The sequence below is a fragment of the Terriglobia bacterium genome (genome assembly GCA_020072785.1).
In the GTDB taxonomy this organism is placed as follows: domain Bacteria; phylum Acidobacteriota; class Terriglobia; order Acidiferrales; family UBA7541; genus Acidiferrum.
This window is the reverse complement of sequence record JAIQGG010000002.1, coordinates 564931-587894: the sequence shown is the minus strand read 5'-3', so window position 1 is coordinate 587894 and position 22964 is coordinate 564931. Positions and strand designations below refer to the sequence as shown.

Sequence of the window (22964 nt, the reverse complement as noted above, 5' to 3'; positions counted from 1 at the left end):
ACCCGGGATTCTTGTACCCGTCCCCGGCGCGTGTGCTACCGGGCCGATAGCTGATACACGCGCACATAATCCACGAGCATGGCTTGCGGAAAGACGGTGGAGGGGTCGGGATTCCCCGGCCAGCCCCCGCCCACGGCCACATTGAGGAGCAGGAAAAAGGGATGATCGAAAACCCACTTTTGGCCCGGGTGGAGGTCGGCGCGGAGGCGCGTGGCATAGAGGAGATCGTCCACATAGAAGCGGACGACACCGGGCTCCCACTCCGCGGCAAAAACATGGAACTCATCGGCGAAACGCTGAGTGCCAGGCAGGGTGTAGGGGGCTCCGAGGCCACCCGCTCCGGAATATCCGGGTCCATGGATGGTTCCATGGACCCGGGAAGGCTCCTTGCCGACATTTTCCATGATGTCGATCTCGCCGCAATCGGGCCAGCCGGTTTTATCCATATTCTCGCCCAGCATCCAGAAGGCCGGCCACATTCCCTGTCCGAAGGGGAGCTTGATGCGCGCCTCGAAGCGCCCGTAGGCTTGCGTGAATTTACCGAGGGTTTTCAGTCTGGCTGAAGTGAAGTTCCAGGTCACGCCATCGGCCGCGGTGTAATTTTCCCGATCCGCTTCGATCACCAAGTGGCCGTTCTCGAGGTGCGCGTTCTTCAACCGGTCCGTATAGTATTCGAGTTCCTGGTTTCCCCAACCACCTCCGCCGAGGTCGAACACCCACTTGGAGGGGTCCACGGGCGAGCCATTGGGACCATTGAACTCATCGCCCCATGTCAGGGCCCACTTGCCATCGCTGGGACGGGCACCGTCTTGGCGGGCCTGGCAGACAATGCCCAGAGATACGGAGAGAGCAAGGAGGCTGGTGGCGGCCGCGTGAGCGGATGGGCGTCTCATGGAGACCTCGAAGGCAATCCGGGCTGCCGTGGCCGCCCGGAGGAACTGCGTTGCAGGGCCTCAGGGCGTGCGCAGCGTGAGCTTGCCGGTCAACTCGATCTGCGCGGCGGAACTCCCTATATAAATGTCGAAATCGCCCGGTGCGGCGGTCCAGCGATGTGCTTTGACATCGTAGTAGGAGAAGGCCCGGCGATCGAGCAGAATCGAGATGCGGCGGGTCTCCCCCGGCTGGAGATAGACTTTGGCGAAGCCCTTGAGTTCCTTGACGGGCCGGGGGACGCTGGCGTGGCGGTCGCCCACGTAGAGCTCGGCCACTTCCGCGCCGGCGCGCTTGCCGGTATTGCTCACATCGAAACTGACCGTGACCGTCTGTTCGCCTTCAACCGTCTGCGGGGTCACGGAAAGATTTTTGTAGGAAAAGGTGGTGTAGGAGAGCCCGAAACCAAAGGGAAATAAGGGCTTGGTAGCAGATTTGTCGAAATGCCGGTAGCCGAGAAACAGTCCTTCGCTGTACGCGACTTTCTTCTCGCTGCCCGCGGGGTAATAGCTGTGGTAAACGGCGCTGTCCTCCCAGCGGCGTTCGAAGGAGATGGGCAGTTTTCCCGAGGGGCTGTAGTCGCCGAAAAGTAGTTGGGCGAGGGCCGTGCCGCCCTCCTGTCCGGGGTACCAGCAATGCAGCAGGGCCGGAACATGGTCGAGCCAGGCATTGGTGTCCACCGCGCCGCCCGCGGTAACCACCACAATGGTATTTTTGTTCGCCGCGGCGACGGCGTTGATGAGCTCGGCTTGACCGGGAGGAAGCTGGAAGGTGCGATCGCCGCCCTCACTCTCGCTCTCTGGATCGAAGCCCACCGCGACGACGGCGGCATCGGAATGCGCGGCCAGTTCCCTGGCTTCGGCACTGATGAGTGTTTCCGGGCGCACAATGCCCAGTCTTACGCTGGGCCCGCCCCAGCTCCAGTGCACAAAATATTCGAACTTGATTTTGTGCGGGCCAGCCCGCAAAGGCACGCGGATCTGGCTGAGCAGCGCATTGGCCCGTTCCCAATTGTCGATGACCAGCTTGTCGTCCAGGTACAGCCGGGTGCCGCCGTTTTCCCCCGGTCCCTGCACGAAGATCAGGTACTCCCCTGGAGTGCTCGGCGTGAAATAACCCGCCCAGCGCGCCGACACTTCGTTCTGGGACGTGCCGTCGCCAAAGCTGTGGTCGGCGTTGATGTGCTGGTCGGTCCGACGGATTGCCGGGGCGCCGCTGAGATTGGGATTGTTGAAGTACTCCGCTTCGATTCCGGCCTGTCCGCCGCTCGCAGCGATTGTGAATGTGGTCCCATCGGCCATTTCCGAGGGAGTGGGTAGGCCGCGCTGGTAATACACTTGGGCGCTGCCGTCGAGGTAACTCGTCAAACCCTCCAGGAAACTCACCGCGGCGAAGGGTTGCACTGCTGCGCTGCCCCCGCCGACAACCTGAGCGGGATAGGCGTCCGGTCCAATGACGGCGACGGATTTGATGGTCTGCTTACTCCACGGGAGGAGATTGCCATCGTTCTTCAAGAGGACCATGGCGGAACGGGCCGCCTCGAGGGCCACGTGGCGGCCCTCCATATTCAGGAGGGGAATGGACAAGTCGGTCTGCTCGTGGTCGAGCCAGCCGAAGCGGGCGGCGGTGCGCAGGATGCGGCGGACCTTGTCGTCGAGGGTGGCCAGGCTGAGCTTGCCGGAGCGCAGCGCTGGCAGCAGCGTCTCCCGGTTCATGAATTTTCCGGAGGGCATTTCCAGATCGAGTCCGCCATTCGCGGCCGCCACGCCATCGTACGTGGAATCCCAGTCGGACATCATGATTCCGTCAAAGCCCCATTCTTTTTTGGCGACATCCGTGTTCAGGTAGCCGTTCTGGCTCATGTGGATGCCGTTGGTGAAGTTGTAAGAGTCCATGATGGCGCCCACGTGGGCTTCCTTCACGGCGGCCTCGAAGGCGGGGAGATAGATCTCGCGCAGGGTGCGCTCGTCGATCTGGGAATCCATATTGTGGCGGTCATATTCCTGATTGTTCCCCATGTAGTGTTTGATGGTGGCGCTCACGCGCTGGCTCTGAACGCCGCGGATGTAGGCGACGGCGGTGCGCGCGGCCAGGAACGGGTCTTCGCCGAAGTATTCGAAATTCCTGCCGTTCATGGGAGCCCGGTAAATGTTGACGCCCGGGCCAAGCAGGAAATGCACGCCGCGGGCGCGGGCGTCCTGACCGATGACGGCGCCCAGACGCTGAGCGAGATCGGTATCCCAAGTGGCGGCCAGGCCGATGCCGCCGAAGGTGGTGGAAGGGCCGTAGTTGCGGACACCGTACGGGCCATCCGCCATTTTCAACCGTGGCAGGCCGATGTGTTTGATCTCTCGAATGTAAAAGTCATCCACGCCACCCAGCAGGTCAACTTTCTCTTCCACGCTCATTTGCTGCAGCATGGAGTCGACCCGGGCTTCGATGGCCGCTGGCGCCGCTGAAGGCGTCTGCGGCGCCTGGCAGTGGGCCGGCCACGCAGCGAAGAGCAGGAGCACAAGAACCGACTGGAGTATGCGTTTCATAGAAGGCCTCGATTGTTAGAGCGCGCAGGAGTAGCAGGCCCGCAGGGGGTGGCTGCGGGCCCGTGCTGATAACAGCGACTACAGGTTAAAAGTACAGCTTGGCGCCAAGTTGAACGACGCGCGGGCCGCCGAGGCCACTGTAAGTGTCCACGTTGGTCCCCCAGTTGGAAGCCTTCGATATGGAGAAAGAGTTCGGCGACCATGAGGCCGGCCCGCTCCCCGCCTGCGAACCGTACGCCCACTGCCACGGCCCGTCGACGTTCAAGTTGTAGCTCTTGTTGTTGAAGTTGGGATGATTGAACGCGTTGAACGCTTCCAGGCGGATCTGGAGGTAGCGCCGTTCATTGGACCCGAGCGGGATGTTTTTGAACAAGGACAAGTCCCAGTTCTGCATGCCGCCGGTTCGCAACAGGTCCCGCGTTCCCCGTACGACGGTGCCGATTGCAGGCAGGACCGGGTTTCCGCTGCTGTCGAGCGAGTAGTAATACTGGATGGCTCCCCACATGTTCGAGCCATCCGCGGCACCCGACTCCCACCCCCAATGATTGGTCATATCAATCGGCGTTCCGCTCATGAACTGCGTCACGCCGCTCAACTGGTAGTTATCCGTGATATAGGACAACCACTTCGATCCGCCAAAGCGTTTCGCCAATTTCGGCAGGTCGTAAACATAATTGGCAGCAAAGACGTGCGTGCGATCCCAACCAGCGGCCCGGTAATCGACCGAGCGGGGGAGGAAGGGATCCTGCAGGTCCTCGTCGGAATTGGCCGTGGTCAGCGCTTTCGACCAGGTGTAGACCGCCCCGAAGGTCAGACCCTTGGTGAAGCGGCGCTGCAACGAGACTTGCAACGAATTGTAATTGGAAGTGCCGTCGAACTGGAGATATTCAATCTGGCCATACCCCTTAAAGGGGACCAGCGGCGCATTCGAGTACGACTGTCTTCCGTAAGCGTAAGCGCCGCTGAAATTGTAACCCGCCGCCGCGTAGACCGGCGGAAGCCCCGGCTCCACCGCGGGAATCCCGTTCGTGCAGGGATCGCCCGGCAGCGGGCTTGCACAGTAGTCCGTATAGTTAGCCGGATCCTGAGCAGCGGCAGTGAATGCATAGCCGTAGGGAATGGCATTGATGTCGCGCGCAGTCACCAGGTGGCGCGAGAGCGTCCCAACGTAGGCCACATCGAGAGTGGTGCCGCGGGCGATTTCGCGCTGCACGCCGAGGCTGAAACTGTACACCGTGGGAACCTTGCCGTCCCGGGCGGCGCCATAGACGTTGCTGAGGGGCTGCGTAGCCAAGCCAGCAGCAGCGGCGGCGGCCAAGGTGGGTAGGTCGGCGATGTTGCTGCCATACACGACCGGAGTTTGCACCAGCGCCGCGTTTTCGAAAACGGTGTTATAGATCAGATTGCCCTGGGTGCGGTCATGCATCATGCCGAAGCCGCCGCGCAGGATGGTCTTGTGAGTGCCGAACAGGTCATAGGCAAAGCCCAGGCGCGGCTCGGGCATGATGCCGTGGCTGTTCCATCCACCCACGGGGGCAGTGCCGTTATTGGTGAAGGTCATGCCGTTGAGCGGATCGCCGCCGGCCGCAGTGTTGATCGAGCCGTCGGTATTGATCGTGACCGCGTTGGCCGGAATATAGGAGGCCGGGTCGAAGAGGGCGATCTGGTTCTTGGCATCGGTCTGCGGGGGGATCCAGGCAAATCTCATGCCGTAGTCCAGCGTGAAACGCGAGGTGACCTTCCATGTGTCCTGGACGTAAAACTCCAATTGATTGTAGCGGAAGTAGCCCACTGGACGCGCGTTAGTCTGGATGAATTTATCGAAACTCCCCAGCAGCATACTGGCAAACGCATCGCCACAGGAGGTATTCGCCGGGCAGGCTCCCGGGGAGGTGGGGCCATTTCCAAATTGGAACTCGCCGTTGTTGTTGCCCCAGGCGACTTGATCCTTACGGTTGCGCTGGTAGAAAAGACCAAACTTGAGAGTGTGAGAATTCTTCACCCAGGTCAGGTTGTCGTTGACGTTGATGGTGGTATTGGCCTGGTACCAGGGAGTGGCGCCCAGATAGTTCCAATTCCATTGGCTGTTCTTTTCATCCCACCATTGCACGTCCGGAATGTTATCGCCGGTCGTGAGCGGATAGAACAGAGGCATGGTGATGTTGTTCACGCCGCGCGACAAAAAGTCGCTATCGGCGCCCGCACGGGTCTTCGTCACGCTCGGTCCGACAGAGAATTCATTCAGTAAGTTCTGCCGGATCGTGCTCACCAGGTTCACCGAGAGGTTCCAGCCGGGATGCTTCGAAGAGCAAGTGCCGGTCATGGAGTAGCCGCTGGCGCAGCCCAATACGCCAAGCCCCCCGGGGAGAAGACCGGAGGTCGCAGTGTCGGAGTTGTGGATCCAGCGGCCAAAGAGACGGTGGTTGGAGGTGATCTGATAGTCCACGCGAAGAATGTCTTCGCGGCGCGGGTTGCTGTAGGACGGATTGACCGAGTAATTGTAGTTATTTCCGTTGCTGCCATACCCTGGAACGTTGGGCAGGGGAAAAAGGTTCAGCAAGGTCAGCATCTGGTCAAACACCACCTGTTGCGTGGGATCGAGCAGATTGCGATCAATCTTGTTCGTGCCGGGAACGATTCCCGCTCCCGCGATCGCCACAGGATTCCCGCCCTGGTCAACCGACTGCGAGAAGTCACCCGTACGCTCCAGCGCCGTCGGCGTGTAAAAAGAAGAACGCCCCACCGGAATGAGCTGACGGTAGAACTCCTGGTTCCAGAAGAAGAACAGTTTGTCCTTGTTCTTGTTGAAATCCGCGCCGGGAATGAGCACTGGGCCGCCCAATTGATAGCCGATGTAATTGTAGCGGTACTTGGCGATGGGCGTTTGATCTCTATTGGCGAACCATTCGTTGGCGTTCATGCCTTCGTTGCGGTGAAAGAGGCGCACATTGCCGTGAAAGTCGTTGGTGCCACCCTTGGTGACGATGGCGATCTGGCCGCCGGCGGCCTTGCCGAATTCGGCCTGGTAGTTGGAGGTCAGAATTTTCACTTCTTCAATGGCGTCCGGGTTGATGGTGACGTGGGTGCCGCCGTTGTTGCCGGTGTCCACGTTGGAGGCGCCGTCAATGGTGAACTCGTGCTGATTGGCGCGGGTGCCGTTAATGTTCATGGAGTCCAGGCCGCCGGTGCCGGAGGCGTGGCCGTCAAAGCCGCTGATGACTCCGGGAATCAGCTTCATGTAATCCAGCACGTTGCGGCCGTTCATGGCCACATCATTGAGCTGCTTGCTGGAAATCAGGTCGGAGCGCTCGCCGGAGTTGGACTGCAACTGCATCTGGGCGGCTTCGGCGGTGACGACGACCTCTTCCGTAGCCACGCCCACCTCAAGCACAAATTCACCGGCGTTGAGGCGGTCCGCCGCGCTCAGAACGATGCCGGTCTTTTCCATTTTTTTGAATCCCGCCGTTTCGACCGTGATGGCATAGGTGCCCGGGGCGAGATTGGGCAGCACGAACCCGCCCTCCTCGTTCGTGGACACGGTGCGGGTGATGCCCGCCGCGGCATTGGTGGCCGTAACCGTGGCATGCGGAACCATGGCTCCGCTGGGATCCTTGACGGCCCCGAAAATCGTGCCGGAAGTAACCTGCGCGAACACGACCGCTCCGCAGGCGCTCAGCACCAATGCCAGCACCAGGCTTTGACGGACGATCCGTGTAATTTTGCTTTGATCGCTGAACATCCCACCCTCCTATGAATGCTTGCGGCGAACCGCGCGGGAATTGCCACCAAGCGCTCGCCAGCCCCACCCGTGCCTTCGAATGGCGCATCCTATTGCGGGGGGAAGGGGAAAGTCCATAAGGCAGTGGGCGTGGTTGGACATACTACTTTCGTATAGGTCGAAAATCAGGAGGAAACCTATCCCAGGGAGATAATGCCCCGCTGCAGGGCGGCCGTGGCCGCTTCGGTGCGGTCTTTGACATTCAACTTCTCCATGACGTGGCTGACATGGAGCTTCACGGTGGCTTCGGCGATGTCCAGGGCCGCAGCGATCTCCTTGTTGCCCAACCCTTTGGCGACCATGCGCAGGACCTCAATCTCGCGGCTGGTCAGGGAGCGATGCCCGGCGCGGGAAGCCAGCACGGAAGCCACGCTGGGGTCGACATAGCGGCGGCCCGCAAACACCTCCCGGATGGCATGGAGCAGCTCCTCGCGCAAAACGCTTTTTAGGACGTAGCCGCGGGCACCCGCCTGCAGGGCGCGATAGACCTCTTCTTCCCCGGCGTGCGTGGAAAGCATCAGGATGGCGGCGTCCGGAAACTCGCGGAGAATGGCGGCGGCGGAATCACCACCGCTCATCACCGGCAAGCGAACATCCATGAGGATTAGAGTGGGACGGAGTTTGCGATAGGCGCTCAGGGCCGCCTCGCCGCTGCTCACCTCGCCCACAACCTCCATGTCGGCTTCGATGTTGAGGGAAGCCGACAGCCCCATACGGACCATGAAGTGATCGTCCACCACCAGAATGCGGATTGGCTTGGCGCTTTTCATCGAAGGGCTAGTGTTCCTTCACGGGAACTTCCACGGCGATCTTGGCGCCCTGGCCGGGCCGACTGTCCACGCGCAGGGAGGAGCCCATGGAGTGGGCACGCTCGCGCATGTCCAGAAGACCGAAGTGACCCGTGGAGGAAGACTGCTCGGCGCTGAATCCGCAGCCGTCATCACTCACGCACAGGCGCACCGTGGCGGTATCGTAGTCGAGGGAAATGGTGATGTTGCGGGCCTGGCCGTGCTGGACGGCATTGGCCACGGCTTCCTGCCCGATGCGCAGGAGGTTCATTTCGACCGAGCCGGGCAGGCGCACGGGACGGCCGACAATGCGAAGGTCGAGCTGGGAACCGTTGCGGGCGAGCAAGGGTTGCACGATTTCGGTGAGTGCGGAGCCCAGGTCGCCTTTCTCCAGCAGGTGGCAGCGCAGGTCCCATACGGAACGGCGCGCCTCAATCATGCTGTGGCGGCTCATGTTGCGGGCCGCATCCACGGCCTGGCGGGCAATCTGCGGGGCCTGCTGAAAGCAATCGGCGGCCAGGTCCAACTGCATGCTGATACCGGCCAATTCCTGTTCCAGGTTGTCGTGCAGCTCGCGGGCGATGCGGTTGCGCTCCTCGAGCACCGCCCCATGCTGCAATTTCTGGCGCAGGACGGACATCTGCTCACGCAAGCGCCCGCCCAGCACGACCACCCAGGCCATCACCAGCAGCAGCCCTGCCGTGGTGATTCCCAGGAGCCAAAGGGTATGCCGCAAGTTCCACCAGGAAGGCGCGCGCAGAACGAGGGCGTCCTGTGGAGAGCGCAACAGCACGCGGAAGGACTGCGGCAAGGACCACAGGCCCCCGCTGCGCACTAGGCAGATTCCGGTGATACGCACTTCGCTGTTGAGCGGGATGGAGGAGAGACGCACGGCCAAATCCGCGGGCTGCACGGTGGCGTCGAAGAGGTTTTCGCCCGTGCGCAGCACCAAGCGCAAACCACCGGTCTGCAACTGGCGGCCGAGTAGGGTGGCGTCCGTGGTGATTAGAGCTCCGTCGTACTGCTCCCAGGGAGAACTCAGGTTCAGCTTGACCGGATCGGGAGGCCCGCTGTGTTCGATGCGATGGAAAACCGCGTCGGTCAGGACCGGAGCGGATTCTCCCATCACGGGGAAACCCATCGCGTCCACGATGTCGCCAATTTCCAGACGCGTGTCCTGGGGGCTGAGCACACGCAGGCCCCTGCCCTGCGACTGCAGGAATAGGGCGGTGCCGACCTGCTGATAGCTGACCACACCGCGCACGCGCACGCGGTGCCGGACGCCTTCCGTGGGGGAAAAGCGCAATAAAGCCGAGAAGGGGACCTCCTGGGCAGGCGCATCCACTTTGATGAAGCTCAGGCGCGGCACATAAAAGAGTACGCCGCTGAGCTGGCGCTGGTAATTAAAGAGGCTGCCGCAAACGCCCTCCAAGAGTACTTCCCTGTCCGTCCATGAAGAGAAATCGCCTTCCTTGGAAATGGGCACGCGGACGGTGAATTGCCCGGCTCCGGAGACGACGCGCATGGCCAGGGTGATTTCCTGCCAAGAGGTGCGGTCGATGGAAACCGAACGGACAATTCCGCGCACTTGCACCCATTGGCTGTCCATCTGGCCATCGGCCAGCTCACTGAAGGAATAGAGCCTGGACTTGGGCAGGGCACCCTTACCCAAGACACGCAACTTGCGCTCGCGGATGACCGGAGCAAACTTCCCGGGACCGGTGATGCCATCGATTTCAACCCGGTCGCCGAGGTGGTGCGGGAAAAGATGCGACTGGTCGCCCTCGACGTAGACGCCGGCGGTGGAATCCTGGACAAAAAAATCGGGCGAGGGCACATCGCCGGTAATGACGCCGCGGACGTGCACGGGATAGCCGCGCGCGGCTTGCTCCGGGCTCAATTGGCGCACTTGACCGGCCTGGGTCAGGACCGGGAGCGATTTCGGGGCCAGTTGCGCCTGGGCAACGCGTCCCGACGCGCACAGCAGCAGGACAAGTTGCAACAGCAGACGCGCCGCGGCCGCACGCGTGTGAAGGTGCGCTCTTCGCGCTGCTTTCTGCTTCACCATGAATCGAGACCGCGGGCCGTTCATTTTGGATGTGTTGCCTGATTCCAACACCGTAGGGCTAGGGTAGCCGAAAAGCATGACCGCGGAAAAGACTAAACCTTGCTTCAGCTTCGCAGCCCCAGCCGGTCCTCCTTTCCGGGATCCCCCCGAAAAAAGGCTCAGGAAGGCCTCCGGGATTTCAAAGCACCGTTGCGCTTTGAAATCTTTGCATGTAATGTGCTCCGTCTTCGGGGAAGGAGGCAAAATGGGCAGAGACCGTACGCGACGCGGATTCCTGAAAGCATCGGGTGGGGGGATCGCTGCCCTCGCAGCCGCGCACGCCTTCCCGGAATTCTCGCCGGCAACGGAACAGGCCGGAACCAGCCCGGCCCCGAGCGACTTGGCGCTTTGGGTGACAAGTGAAAATCGGAGGTTCTCGCGCGCTCCTTCGATTTCCTGGCGGCCGGCCTCCGGCCCGGCGGCCGGTGATGCTGTCGTTCTGGATCCCGGCAGAAAGTTTCAATCGATACTGGGCTTCGGCGCCGCATTCACCGATGCCGCCTGCTACATGTTCAGCCAGCTCTCTTCTTCCGCGCGGGAGCGCTTGTTTCATGAACTGTTCGACCCTTCGGAAATGGGGCTGACCGTCTGCCGCATCTGCATGGGAGCGAGTGATTACTCGACCGCGCTCTACAGCTACGACGATGGCGATGCGGATCCCGGCTTGGCGCGCTTTTCCATTGACCACGACCGCGCTTACATCCTCCCGGCGCTGCGCGAAGCACGCAAGGTGAATGCGGATTTATTTCTTTTTGCCTCCCCGTGGAGCCCTCCGGGCTGGATGAAGGCCAATGGCACAATGCTCGGCGGCTCCATGCGCCGCAAATACATGCCATCCTATGCCGACTATTTCCTGAAATTCCTGCAGGGCTATGAAGCCGAAGGCGTCCTGGTGCAGGCGGTCACCATTCAAAATGAAGTCGATACCGACCAGGACGGCCGCATGCCAGCCTGCATCTGGCCGCAGGAATACGAGGCCGATTTTGTCCGCCATTATCTGGGCCCGCTCTTTGAATGCAATGGCGTCAAGACGAAGATCTGGCTGATCGACCACAACTACAACCTGTGGGGGCGCGCGATCGCGGAACTGGAGACCCCCGGGGTCCGCAAGTATGCCAGCGCCATCGCCTGGCACGGTTATGCTGGCCAGCCGGAATGGATCGGTAGGGTCCACGATGCATTCCCTGATGTGGAGATGCACTGGACCGAAGGCGGTCCGGACTACACCGCCGAGGATTATTCCAAAGACTGGAGTGAGTGGAGCAAGACCTTCACCGGCATTCTCCGCAACTGGTCCCGATCGGTCACCGCCTGGAACTTCGCCCTCGACGAAAAGGGCCGCCCCAATATCGGGCCATTTGACTGCGGGGGACTTCTCACGATCAACTCAACTACCAAGGAAATCTCCCATAGCGGCCAATTCTGGGCATTGGCCCATTATTCGCGGCTGGCTCGACGCGGCGCCCACCGCTTCGACTCTCAGAGTGCCGCGGAAGACTTATCTCACGCCGGCTTCGAGAACCCGGACGGACAATGTGTGCTGGTACTCACCAATCCCGGGCCCACCAGAAATTGCGAGGTTCGCATGGGGCACTGGGCAGCCGTCGTTCCCCTCGAACGAGATTCTGTAAATACCCTGGCTTGGCGCTGACACGCACATCACGGCGGGAAGATTGCCCTGAGGTAACTTTCCATGAACGGGCTACGTCATGAACTTTGAGAATTCTTGAATCTCTTTCAAACACCCGTGGAGAAATCCAGAAAAGCTGTTCCGCGGCGGGAATCGGGGATTGAGCTTGCTGCCCAGTTGGTATAGAGTTCGGGAACTTTTGGAAAAGCCTGCATGCGCGGAGAATCGGCAACTGAAGCGTCACTCCGCGCGGGCCCTCGAAGGCCCGGAAACGTCCGGGAAAATTCCTTTCTCCCGAGCGCAACGGAACCCAGCCGGAACAGCGACCGGCTGATGGGAAGGAGGTTGGCATGCTTGCAGCTTCGGCGGTGGCCATCACCCACAGGACTCTCGCCCCTGTGGACCTTACAATCATCGGAATCTACTTCCTGATCGTCTTCGGCATTGGCTTCTATTTTTCGCGGAAGGAGCGCACCTCGGAAGACTATTTTCTGGCGAGCCGTAACGTGGGCTGGTTCGCGATCGGCGCCTCGCTCTTCGTGTCGAACATTTCGACTGAGCATTTCATCGGGCTGGCGGGCTCCGGAGCGAGCTCCGGCCTGGCCGTCGGACACTTCGAATGGCTGGCGTGCCTGATTCTTCTGATTCTCGGCTGGGTCTTCGTCCCCTTTTATTTGCGCTCGAATGTTTTCACCATGCCGGAATTTCTGGAGCGGCGCTTCAACCGGCACTGCGCCACCTACCTCGCCAGCATTTCCATCATCGCCTACATCTTCACCAAGATTTCCGTGCACCTCTACGCCGCCGCCATCGTCCTCGAGCGCGTCGTCGGCTGGAGCCCTCTCACCGCCGCCGTCATTCTGGTCATCGCCACCGGCGTTTATACCATCGCCGGCGGCCTCGCCGCAGTCATCTACACCGACCTGGTACAGACCCTGATCCTCATCGCCGGCGCCGTCATCCTCACCGTCATCGGCATGGACAAAATCGGCGGCTTCGCCGGCCTGCGCGCCGCCGTCCCCGCCGATTACTTTCACATGATAAAGCCCGCCGCCAATTCGGAATTCCCCTGGACGGGTATCTTCTTCGGCGCGCCCATCCTCGGCATCTGGTACTGGTGCACCGACCAGGTCATCGTGCAGCGTGTACTCTCCGCCAAGGATGAGGGCCACGCCAAAGCCGGCACCATCTTCGCCGGCTTCCTGAAGATCCTCCCGGTGTTCATCCTGGTCCTCCCCGGCCTCATCGCTTTCGCCCTCTACCCGGCCCTTTTCCATCTCGATCACGGCCACGTCACCAACGGCGACATTGCCTATCCCACGCTCATCGTCAACCTCCTCCCCGTCGGCCTCGTCGGCCTGATGATCGCCGCGCTTCTGGCCGCCCTCATGGGCGCCATGAGCTCGGTCTTCAACTCCGCCTCCACCATGGTCACCCTCGATTTCTACAAGAAGTTCCGCCCCCAGGCCACCGAGGTGCAGCTCGTCTTCTTCGGCCGCATCGCCACCGGCGTCATGGTCGTTCTCGGCATTCTCTGGGTGCCCTTCATTCACCTCCTCAGCGCCCAGCTCTACATCTATCTGCAGAGCGTGCAGGCCTACATCAGCCCGCCGATTGCGGCGTGCTTCATCTTTGGAATCCTATGGCCCCGCCTGAACGGACAAGGAGCAATCAGCTCGCTCCTTTTCGGCTTCGTGCTGGGGGCAACGCGCTTTGTTCTTGAGGTGCTGGATAAGACGCACCACTTCACGTCGCCGCTGGTGCGCTGGACCGTGGATATGAATTTCCTGCATTACGCCATTTTCATGTTGGTGGTGTGCGCGGCGGTGCTGGTCGGTGTGAGCCTGCTCTATCCGGCGCCGTCACGACAGAAGATCGCCGGATTGACTTTTGCCACCATGAATCAGAAGCTGGAAACTACGGATCTGCGCACGGTTTATCTCGCGAAGGAGACCCGCCGGGAACACACCTTGAATCTGGCGTTCACCGCGCTCCTGATCGCGGCCGTTTTGGGTCTGTGGATCTATTTCCGGTAGGTACGGGTCCGCGCGATGCAGCCAGCGACGATTTACACCCTAAAACCGAACGTCACGCGGGAAGAGGCCATTCGCATCCTTGAACCGCGCGGCTTGCGCCGGCTGCTGGCTCCGGCACTGCGGAATTTTCTGCTGCAGGTGGCCGACGCGTACGTGCCCTACCGCCTCTATCAGGTGCGCCTGGCAGGGATGAGCGGGAAGGCGCCCGCGCAGACACGCCTGTTTGCGCTCGACGCGGCCCAAGGCACGCTCGATCTTTTCGAGTTTCCACGCATTCCCGGCGAAGAAGACCTTCTCCGCGTGGAGACGCGAAACCGGCTGGAAGCAAGCCTCGAGGAAGCCCGCGGGCAGGCGTTGCTGGCGGAAAAAGTGCTCCGGATCGTATTTCAGCAAGGCTTTTTCCGTGTGCGCGAGCCGAGGCTTGAAATCCAGCGGATGCCGCTGGATTTCCACATGCCCTACTGGCTGGGTTTCTACGGCGCGGACGGCGCGCTCAAGTGCCACGTGCTGGACGCGGTGCGGCGCCGGATGGAAGGCGCCAAGGCACGGACCCTATTCGAAGACTGGCTTGCCGCCTGACAGCAGCGTTCCCTCCGCCCGCCGGGCTTACGGCTTGGCTTCCTTGCTGATAGGCTCCCTGACTTGCCGGAGCGATGCAATTCCGGCTTCGCCTTCATGGACTCAACTCAGCGGCTGTCTCAAAATGCGGGGCAGGTCACAACGGCAAGTGTGCCCCTCGAAATCTGTCTCATCCGAGGGGTGCAGTCGGCCAACTTGAAAACAACTTGAGAACAAACAGTGCCAAATACTGTGCCAAACCGTGATGCAAGACATAGGAAAATGCTAGACGAACCAACTACTTAGCGTTTCTGCGTCTACCTTCTAGGCAGAGAGTCGGGAGTTTGAGTCTCCCCGGGCGCGCCACTTCCTTGCGCAGTTTGTTTCAACGATTTTCGTTGATACCCTTTGGTTCGTTTCGAACTCAAAATCCACCCTCCACCCACATGAAAACAATCCAGCATTCAATTGTCCGGTTTGCGCGTTAACCAGGACTCAATTCGCTTCAAGCCAGAGGTCCAAATCGCAAATTCCGGCATACTTCTAGGTACAAACCCGAGGGTTTATGTCTAGTCCGCCATCTTCCAAGTTCAGGCAGCGGCACGGCACGCTCGTTTTCAGCAGCGAGCACGTTAACTTTTTCGCGGCGATGACGTTCCAGAGTTCAGGATGATGCAACCGGACGACCTATACTGTCGATGTTGACTGCCTTGCGGAACAGCAAATGAAAAAACTGCGAATCGTCGTTTCACTTCCCAATGACAACGCGTACCAGCGCGAGCAGGGAGTGGTCGCGAAGTCAGCCGGAGAACGCCTGGGGCTCGATCTGCAAGTCATCCACGCCGACGATGATTCCATAACTCAAAGCCAGCAGTTACTGGAAATAATCCAATCCAGTCCGGAAGCCCGGCCCAGCGCATTTTTGGTTGAGCCCATGACCCGAACGGGGCTGCGCCTTGTCGCCGAAGCGGCGGTTGCAGCGGGGATTGCATGGGTGATAAGTAACAACGATGTTGATTATGTCAAGCAACTCCGCAAGAGCCCCCTGGTTCCAGTATTCACGGTGACCCAAGCACAACACGAAATTGGCCGGCTTCAAGGCAAACAGCTTGCCGCACTGTTGCCTCAGGGGGGATCTGCCTTATACATTCAGGGGCCGAGCATGAGTTCCGTTGCGGCCCAGCGACACGAGGGCATGGAAAGCACCAAGCCGCGGAATGTGCAGCTAACAGCGCTCCGGAGTAAATGGAGCGAGGAGGGCGCTTGTCAAAGTGTAGGCACCTGGCTGCGGTTGGCGACTTCGCGCGCAGAAAAGTTTGACTTGGTGGCCGGCCACTCTCATGAACTTGCGTTAGGGGCCAGGAAGGCATTCCAAAATATCGACAATCAAGAACAGAAGAAAAGATGGCTAGGATTGCCATTCGTCGGCATTGGTATTTCAAGCCAAGTGAAACCTTTGGTAGACGAGCACGTCCTGGCCGCCGCCGTGATCACATCACTCACTATGGAACTTGCTCTTAGGATGTTGGTTCGCGCAATCGAAACACAAGTCCAGCCGCCCGAATGCACCTTCGTGGAAACGTCGTCATATCCCGAGTTGGAGAAACTGAAGGCAAGGCGATAAAAGTTTTTTCCTCAACTGGAAGCGGGGCAGAAGATCTTCTCTGCTATGGCGATGGGTGGAATCTCAAAAAAACTGAAGAGAAGGCCCTCCGCAAGGTTTCCGAATTGCTCTCCGCTGTCGCCGACAAAGAGTCATCGACCCATCCACCCGGGCCGGATTGTGCGGTCCCTGACAACGACGAAGGCTCTCCTTCGCTTCATATCATCGACTTCGCGCTGTAAAACCGTACTCGATGATGCCTGCCGTGGTGACGCCTCCGCACGTAAAGGTGCCGAAGGACTCTCCCACCGTGCATCTCCCAAAGGCCAGCGGAGCAATCACGCGCACTTCCCCCACAACCGGAATGATGTGCCCCTGGACGTCTTCGATCCTCATGAGAAAGCGGTGGGGAAATCTGCGTCCTGCCAGGAAATCGAGCTCGATATCGGCATCCTTCAACGCTATGTTCTTTCCCTCATGGTAGAGGAAGCCGTGCCGCGTCAATCCGGTGTTCTGCTCGTCGAACTGTTCGACGTGAAGAAATGATCCTCCTCCGAAGGGCGCCATGAAGGCGATCCAAGAACGAAATCCCTCCCAGTCGCGCACCCCCCAGGAATGATCGCGATGACCGGCGCCTTCGATGGCGTAGCTTCTGCCTTCATAGAGGAGGTTGCCGGACACCTGCCCCGACTGCTCGTAATGAGCACTGGCCAAGGAAGGCGGCAGAGGCGCAAAGCAGTCCTTGTAGTCGAAAACGGGGGTAGCCGCCTGCCAGGTGACATCGAACTGCAATTCGGGATTGTGGAACGAAAGGGCATACTGTTTCATGGTCTTCAGCGTGCGAATCGAGAAGCCGCTAACCTCGATCGCGTCCCAATCCGAGTCGGGGAGAGACAGGTTCACAGCGAGATCCTTGTAAATGACCGTGCCATGATTGGCGACCACCAGCCAGCGATTTGCCGTGCGCCGGTTCGGCTCCAATCCGATTCGGGAGGATATCCAAATGTCCCTCGCCTGGTCGTAAAAAGAGAACCATTTGCTCTCGCTGTAATTCTGCTCCGGAGAAGGCGGGTGCCGTAAGTCGTCGGTCAGTCGGATCATAGTTGCTCTGCCTGAATCAAGCCGGGGGTCAAGCGGGCAGGGTTACAGTGCCCTGGGAGCCGTCCACGGTAATCAGTTCTCCTTCCTTGACGAGAGCAGTTGCGTTTTTCACCGAGGTCACGGCGGGGATGCCATATTCCCTGGAAAGCACCGTGCCGTGAGCGAGGATGCCACCCGTTTCCAGAACCAGGCCACGGATCAGCAGAAAGACAGGAGTCCAGCCGGGATCTGTGCTATTGGTAACCAGGATGTCACCGGCGCGCACGCGGCTCAGTTCGCGAATATCGCGAACAATACGCGCCACTCCAGAGGCTCTACCTGAACTTGCCGGAACACCCGTGAGGAATTTGGCATCTACGGCATTCACGGCTTCCGGAGCAAGATCCCACTCCCGGTCTCCCTGCAAAAACATCGGAGGCGGAGTGTGCAGATAGCGGCGATACTCGGCCTTGCGGGGCAGAACCCTGATACGGGCATCCTGCGGCGTCATGCGGCGGCACATCAAGTCGAACACCTCTTCCTTCGCAAGGAACCAGATGTCATCCGCATCCGCCAGAAGGTTCATTTGCACAAGCCGCCGGCCGATGGCCAGGAAAGCTTTCCTCTGGCCATAGAAGACGCGGTCCACCTCGAATCGCTGATTTTCCCGGAACAGCGAGTAAATCTGTGCGTATTTGAGCAGGAAGCCGAAGACCCGCTTTTTCAGAAATCCCCACGGCCGGTTTGAAAGCTGCTGCACAACGCTGCGCGTGGTCGCCTCACGCCGCCGGTGGTTCTTTTCCAGCGCAGCATCGGGCGCCGCTTCGTCCCCCGCCTGCACGAACAACTTCAGCATATTCAGCAGCAACTCCGCATCGTCCCCCCAGCGAGGGAAGGACAGCTCCCGGTCCTCCGCGCCGCGGAAATCGTACGTCCGACAGAGGCTTTTTAGCTCGGCGGCGAGCGCTCTACCTTTTTCCGAGTCTTTCAGCCGCGCGAAAATCTCTGAGACCGGATAGTCGGTGAAAGCACCCACCAGCTCCGGTGCATGCTTGATGCGCCGCGAAAGATTCCACAACTCCTGATTGAGCTCCACCGTGCTGTTGCCCGGAAGTCCGCTGAGCAGCGTGCTGGCTGCGGCATCATCGCCCAGCCAGTGTTTCAGCAGCGTGCTCAGCAGGGAAACCGACGCGAAGGTATGCACCATCACGCCGATGCCGATCGGCTCGCAGTGCTGCTTCATCAGCCGGTCCATGCCCTCGAAATAGGTCTGCAGCTGCTCTGGCGCGGCGCTTTCCAGGTCGAGTGCGTTCAGCTCCTGGACGCGGCGGCATAACTCTGGAAGCCAGTCTTCGTAATAGGTTTTGTGGCACTTCGTGAAGGTGTAATTGCGGTGCAGAACGGCGAGACGCAACTCGCTCATGATCTTGCGCCATACCAGGAAGGGCATGGTTTTGACGTCGTCTTGCTGCTCGGGGGTGAAGAATTTCAGCGCGTCGTTGGTCCGCGCGAATTGCGGCGCGTAACGCAGGCACTCCTTCAAGTACCGCGTGCTGAAGTAGCCGCGGTTCTTGTGGAAGCGCATCAGCTTCAGTGGCAGGAGGTCTGTCAGGCCGTAGCAGCGATAGATGAAGTCGTAGGTGACGGTGATGAGGTCGGCCTGCACGGAGTAGAAGAGCGGCGTGATGGCCCGGGTGAGCACTTCATCGCTCCACGCCCGCGTCCAGACGATCTCCGCCTCATCGGCCTCCGTCGGCTTGTTCCAGCGCTCCAGACCCGCATAATCCGGATCCGCATCTTTCTTCTTCACCGCGCGCGACTGCAGCGCATACAGCTTTCCCCCGGCGTAGGCCCACTCGACGTCCTGCGGCTTGCCGTAGTGCTTTTCGATCTCCCGCGCCATCCGCGCGACCTCCAGGATTATCCCTTCCGGCACTCCGGACTTCTCCGGCCGGCTGGTCAGCTGCAACTGCTCCTTCGAAACCACATACGCGTCGGGGTCCACTTTGCCGGAAACCAGAGCCTCGCCCAGCCCGGGTATCGCTTCAATCACGATCTCTTCGGCCAGCGTCACCGGATTCACCGTAAACGCCACACCGGAGAATTCGGAAGGGATCATTTTTTGCACCAGCGCGCAAACCTTCACCCGGAAATGATCGATACCTTTGTTCCAGCGGTTGGCCGTGGCACGCGCCGTCCACACCGACGTCCAACAGAGCTTCACTTGCTGGAAAATCTCTTCCAGCCCGCGCACGTCGTAGAACGTGTCCATCTGCCCCGGAAAGGAGCTCACCTGCATCTCCGGCACCGCCGAGGACGAGCGCACCGCCACCAGCGCGTTGGATCCCAGCTTTTCGTACGCCTGTCGGATCTCCGCAGCCACCGCTTCTGGAAGCGTTGCGGCAGCCATGCGCTCGCGGATCCGCGCCGTAATCTCCTCAACGCTGCTCTGATCGGTGAAATCAATGGATGCGGCCAGTTGCCGCAACGGCGCATTCAGCTGGTTGGCCGAGAGAAATGTCTCGTAAGCGGCGGAGGTCACTCCGAATCCGGGGGGCACGGGAAAGCCGGCGGCGGAGAGTTCGCCCAGATTCGCGCCTTTGCCGCCCATCAACGCGACATCCTTCAGGCGGCACTCATGAAAAAACAAAATATAGGGTTCGGGCATATCTTGATCTGTTTATCCGCCCTTCGGGCGTTCACTTCCCTGCTTGCCCCGGCTACTCGGCTTGCGGCCGGTCCTCAGCGAAAGCGGCTGAGCACCGATTCGCCGAACCGTTCCATGCAGCGCCGAGTTTCCTCGCGCGATGGGCCCCACGCCGAGCGGAAGCGCATCACGATGTAATCCGCCTGATACTCCGTGCGGAAGCGCTCGATGGCCTCCACGCAGTCCGCTGGGCTGCCCACCACCAGATGCCGCCGCATATTGGCAATAGATACGTCGCTGCGCCCCTGAATCGTAGGATCCTGCTGGCTGAGCACCCCGGCATCGAAGTAGTACAGCCATTCCGGCATGTACGCGCTGCTGCAGATGCGCTCCGCCTCTTCCCTACTTTTGGCCACGAACCCGTCGCGCATCAGAACAATCTTCGGGTTCTCCACGCCGTGCGCGCGCGCCTCGTCCCGGAACAGCTTCACTTGCCAGTCCCACACGTCTTTCCTGATCGGAAACGGCGTGCTGCACCAGCCCGTCGCATACGTTCCCACACGCTGGATGGCCGCATCGCTAAGCCCGCCGCCCCAGATCGTCGGGTGCGGGTCCTGCTGATACGGCTTCGGCGTGAGGAAGACGTTGTCGAACTGAAAGCGCTTCCCGGCAAAACTGAATGGATCGTGCGAGGTCCAAGCCTTCTTCAGAATCTCGATCGATTCGACAAACGTCGAGAGCTTCTTCTTCGGGTCCACCCCGAACATCCGGAACGATTCCTCCACCAGCCCTTGCGCCACCACCAACGTCAGACGCCCTTTCGAAAGCTGGTCCACCAGCGCCGTGGACTCCGCAAGATGCATGGGATTCCAGCCGTAGGTCGGAATCAGCGCGTAGGTGGCCAACCGCAGCCGACTGGTCCGGCCCGACAGCGCCGCCAGCAGCATCAGCGGATTCGGAAAAATGGTCTCCGTGCGCATGTGACTTTCCGGAACGAACACCCCTTCAAATCCCACCTGCTCGGCTAGCACGCCTTCCTCAACGAGTTGGTCCGTGGCCTTCTTGACGCGCTCGCGCCCAGGCACCGGCTGGTTGAACGGCCCGAAGTTCGTGTCCAGCAGGCATCCAATTCCGAAATTTACCAGTTTGTCTCGCATTCCACTTTTCCCGGCCGCCAGATTTATTCTTCTTCAATCCCCCGCAGCAGAAGGCGCACGCGTCTTTCGCAATTCCTGCCGCTGGATTTTCCCCAGCGGCGTCTTGGGCAGCATTTCCACGAAGTGGATCACCTGCGGCACCTTAAAGTCCGCCAGCTTCTCCGCCGTCCACCGGCGAAGCTCCTCGGCATCCACTTCGGCGCGATTGCTCTTTACCACATAGGCTTCCACGCGCTCGCCCAGCAGCCCGTCTTCGGAGCGTACCCCGATCACCGCGGACTCCAGGACGCCCGGGTGTTCGTTGAGCACACGCTCGACCTCAGCGGCGGCCACGTTCTCGCCCCGCGTCTTGATCATGTCCTTCTTGCGGTCCACGAAGCTCAGATACCCGCTGCCATCCATGCGCGCCAGGTCGCCCGTGCGCAGCCAGCCTTCTGCGGTGAAGGCATTGCGCGTCGCTTCCGGATCGTTCAGGTAGCCGGCGAACAGGCTGGGCGAGCGGTAGAGAATCTCGCCCGGCTCCCCCGGCGCAACGTCGGAGCCGTCCTCCCGCACCACACGGATCTCCTGCCCCAGCGTCGGAAAGCCGATGGCCGTGGTCGTCGGAATGGGCAGCGCACGCAGATTTGGATGCAACGTGCCTAGGCTGACTGTCTCTGTCATGCTCCAGGCGGGAAATAGTCTCACCCCGAAACGCGCCGTGAACTCTTCTACCTCTTCCAGGCTGAGAAACGTTCCGCCCACCGCAAAGCGCAGCTTGTGCTGTCCTTCCTCCGCGCTCTTCGCCTGGCGCAACAGCAGGCGCATCAGCGGCCCGGTAATACCCGGCGTCCAAGTGGCCCCCGCTTCGCCGACCTGTTCCCAGTAGCGCGACACGGAAAAACCCGGCAGCAGTCCGATCGTGCCTCCGAGCACAATGGCCGTGAGCACGCCATAGAAGAGCGAATTCGCGTGAAACAGGGGAAACGCCAGCGCCGGCACGTCCTCCGAACAAAGGCTCAGGCACCGGATCGTCACCTCGGCCGAATACAGCAGGTTGCCGTGCGTGATCATCACGCCCTTCGGCCGCGCCGTCGTCCCGGAGGTATAAAAGATGCCGGCGATATCCTCCGGAGCGAGTTGCGGCTCGGCCACCCCGCTCCTCTGCGCGGGCATGCTTCCATCCTGCGCGCGGAATTGCAGCGCCGCGTCGTCGCTCGCCAGAAACAGCGGAACAGGCGTCCGAGTGCGTTTGCAGACGCCGGCGAGCGCGGTTGCGAACGTCGCCTCCGTCACAACCACGCAGCAGCCCGCATGATCCAGCGCATACAGATATTCGTCGGCCTTGTAGGAAGTGTTCAGCGGCACCGCGGTCGCGCCGCAGCGCAGGATTCCCAGAAACGCTGCAAGAAAAGCGGGCCGGTTAGCCATGGCAATCGCCACCCGGCTGCCGTGGCCCGCTCCGGCGGCCTGCAATACCCTGGCAAACTCCGCCGAAGCCTGCTCCATTTCGCCGTAGCTAATCTCGCGCCCCGCAAAACGTAAGAAGGCCCTCTGCGGAGAGCTCCGCGCGGTCTCCCGCAACAGATCCACGATCGTGTGTCGGCCCCAGCTTTTTAGGATCGCACTCATAGCGGCATGATCTTGTCCGCCATCGCCCAGCCCCGCGTGATCGGCGTCAGCGCCATGACCGTGATTAGCCGCCGCCCGATCTTCCAGCGCCCCTCCTCGAGGACGAAGCGATCTTCCCACGTGCCCCAGCCCATCACCGAATCCTCCCCGCGCGCAAGCGTTTCGTGGAAATAGCAGAACGAGTGATACCCCTCGCCCTCGGGGGTGATGCTTTCGTTGGCGCAGTTGTGCCGCGGCTCCTTCCAATCCGACCGGAAGTACTGCACGAAAAACTCCATGACCCCCTTATGCCCCTTGATGTCCACATTCCAGGGAACGACCACCAGTTGCACATCGCGGCTCAGCAGTCCACCCATGGCCTGCGCGTCGCGCGCATCCAGCGCCTTGCAATACTGACCCAGCACCCGGCGCACCTCTTCGATGTTCTCCAAGTTGCGCACCCGCGCTTCCATCTGCTGCAGCCGTTCTTCAATCGGTGAGCTCACGGGCTTCTCTCCGT

At 60.6% G+C, this 22964-nt stretch carries 14 protein-coding genes; 4 read left to right on the top strand and 10 right to left on the bottom strand.

The window, feature by feature from the left end; all coding sequences use genetic code 11:
* Positions 1-35 precede the first annotated feature (35 nt).
* From LAN61_05800 to LAN61_05780, 5 genes are all read right to left on the bottom strand, one after another.
* The gene (locus tag LAN61_05800) at positions 36-893 is read right to left on the bottom strand and encodes a glycoside hydrolase family 16 protein (GenBank protein ID MBZ5540020.1); all 858 of its coding nucleotides are present in this window, start codon (positions 891-893) and stop codon (positions 36-38) included.
* Positions 894-953: 60 nt separating this feature from the next.
* Entirely contained in the window at positions 954-3470 is a 2517-nt protein-coding gene (locus tag LAN61_05795) for a glycoside hydrolase family 3 C-terminal domain-containing protein (GenBank protein ID MBZ5540019.1), read from the bottom strand.
* An 85-nt stretch (positions 3471-3555) separates the two neighbouring features.
* The gene (locus tag LAN61_05790) at positions 3556-7209 is read right to left on the bottom strand and encodes a carboxypeptidase regulatory-like domain-containing protein (GenBank protein ID MBZ5540018.1); all 3654 of its coding nucleotides are present in this window, start codon (positions 7207-7209) and stop codon (positions 3556-3558) included.
* A gap of 176 nt (positions 7210-7385) precedes the next feature.
* On the bottom strand, positions 7386-8018 hold the full coding sequence (locus tag LAN61_05785; GenBank protein MBZ5540017.1) for a response regulator transcription factor: 633 nt from the start codon (positions 8016-8018) through the stop codon (positions 7386-7388).
* A 7-nt stretch (positions 8019-8025) separates the two neighbouring features.
* Entirely contained in the window at positions 8026-10104 is a 2079-nt protein-coding gene (locus LAN61_05780) for a hypothetical protein (protein MBZ5540016.1), read from the bottom strand.
* A gap of 244 nt (positions 10105-10348) precedes the next feature.
* Between LAN61_05780 and LAN61_05775 the strand changes: the two genes are divergently transcribed.
* The 4 genes from LAN61_05775 (at position 10349) to LAN61_05760 (ending at position 15991) form a co-directional block, all read left to right on the top strand.
* Entirely contained in the window at positions 10349-11794 is a 1446-nt protein-coding gene (locus LAN61_05775; protein ID MBZ5540015.1) for a twin-arginine translocation signal domain-containing protein, read from the top strand.
* 329 nt (positions 11795-12123) lie between these two features.
* A complete protein-coding gene (locus LAN61_05770) occupies positions 12124-13809 on the top strand; it encodes a sodium:solute symporter (GenBank protein ID MBZ5540014.1) in 1686 nt (561 codons plus the stop codon).
* 15 nt (positions 13810-13824) lie between these two features.
* Entirely contained in the window at positions 13825-14388 is a 564-nt protein-coding gene (locus LAN61_05765) for a hypothetical protein (GenBank protein MBZ5540013.1), read from the top strand.
* Positions 14389-15091: 703 nt separating this feature from the next.
* Positions 15092-15991, top strand: a complete 900-nt coding sequence (locus LAN61_05760) for a substrate-binding domain-containing protein (protein MBZ5540012.1) — start codon at positions 15092-15094, stop codon at positions 15989-15991.
* A gap of 201 nt (positions 15992-16192) precedes the next feature.
* On the opposite strand, the gene LAN61_05755 is transcribed toward LAN61_05760, so the two are convergent.
* The 5 genes from LAN61_05755 to LAN61_05735 form a co-directional block, all read right to left on the bottom strand.
* Positions 16193-17071: a hypothetical protein gene (locus LAN61_05755; protein MBZ5540011.1), complete on the bottom strand. Its 879-nt coding sequence runs from the start codon at positions 17069-17071 to the stop codon at positions 16193-16195.
* 28 nt (positions 17072-17099) lie between these two features.
* Positions 17100-19718, bottom strand: coding sequence for a hypothetical protein (locus tag LAN61_05750; protein MBZ5540010.1), 2619 nt, complete (start codon positions 19716-19718; stop codon positions 17100-17102).
* A 74-nt stretch (positions 19719-19792) separates the two neighbouring features.
* Positions 19793-20854, bottom strand: coding sequence for an LLM class flavin-dependent oxidoreductase (locus LAN61_05745; protein MBZ5540009.1), 1062 nt, complete (start codon positions 20852-20854; stop codon positions 19793-19795).
* A gap of 33 nt (positions 20855-20887) precedes the next feature.
* Positions 20888-22465 (bottom strand): acyl--CoA ligase, encoded by a 1578-nt coding sequence (locus LAN61_05740; protein MBZ5540008.1) that lies wholly within the window; start codon positions 22463-22465, stop codon positions 20888-20890.
* On the bottom strand, positions 22462-22950 hold the full coding sequence (locus tag LAN61_05735; protein MBZ5540007.1) for a nuclear transport factor 2 family protein: 489 nt from the start codon (positions 22948-22950) through the stop codon (positions 22462-22464). Before LAN61_05735 ends, LAN61_05740 begins: the two co-directional genes overlap by 4 nt.
* Between the last annotated feature and the right edge of the window lie 14 nt (positions 22951-22964).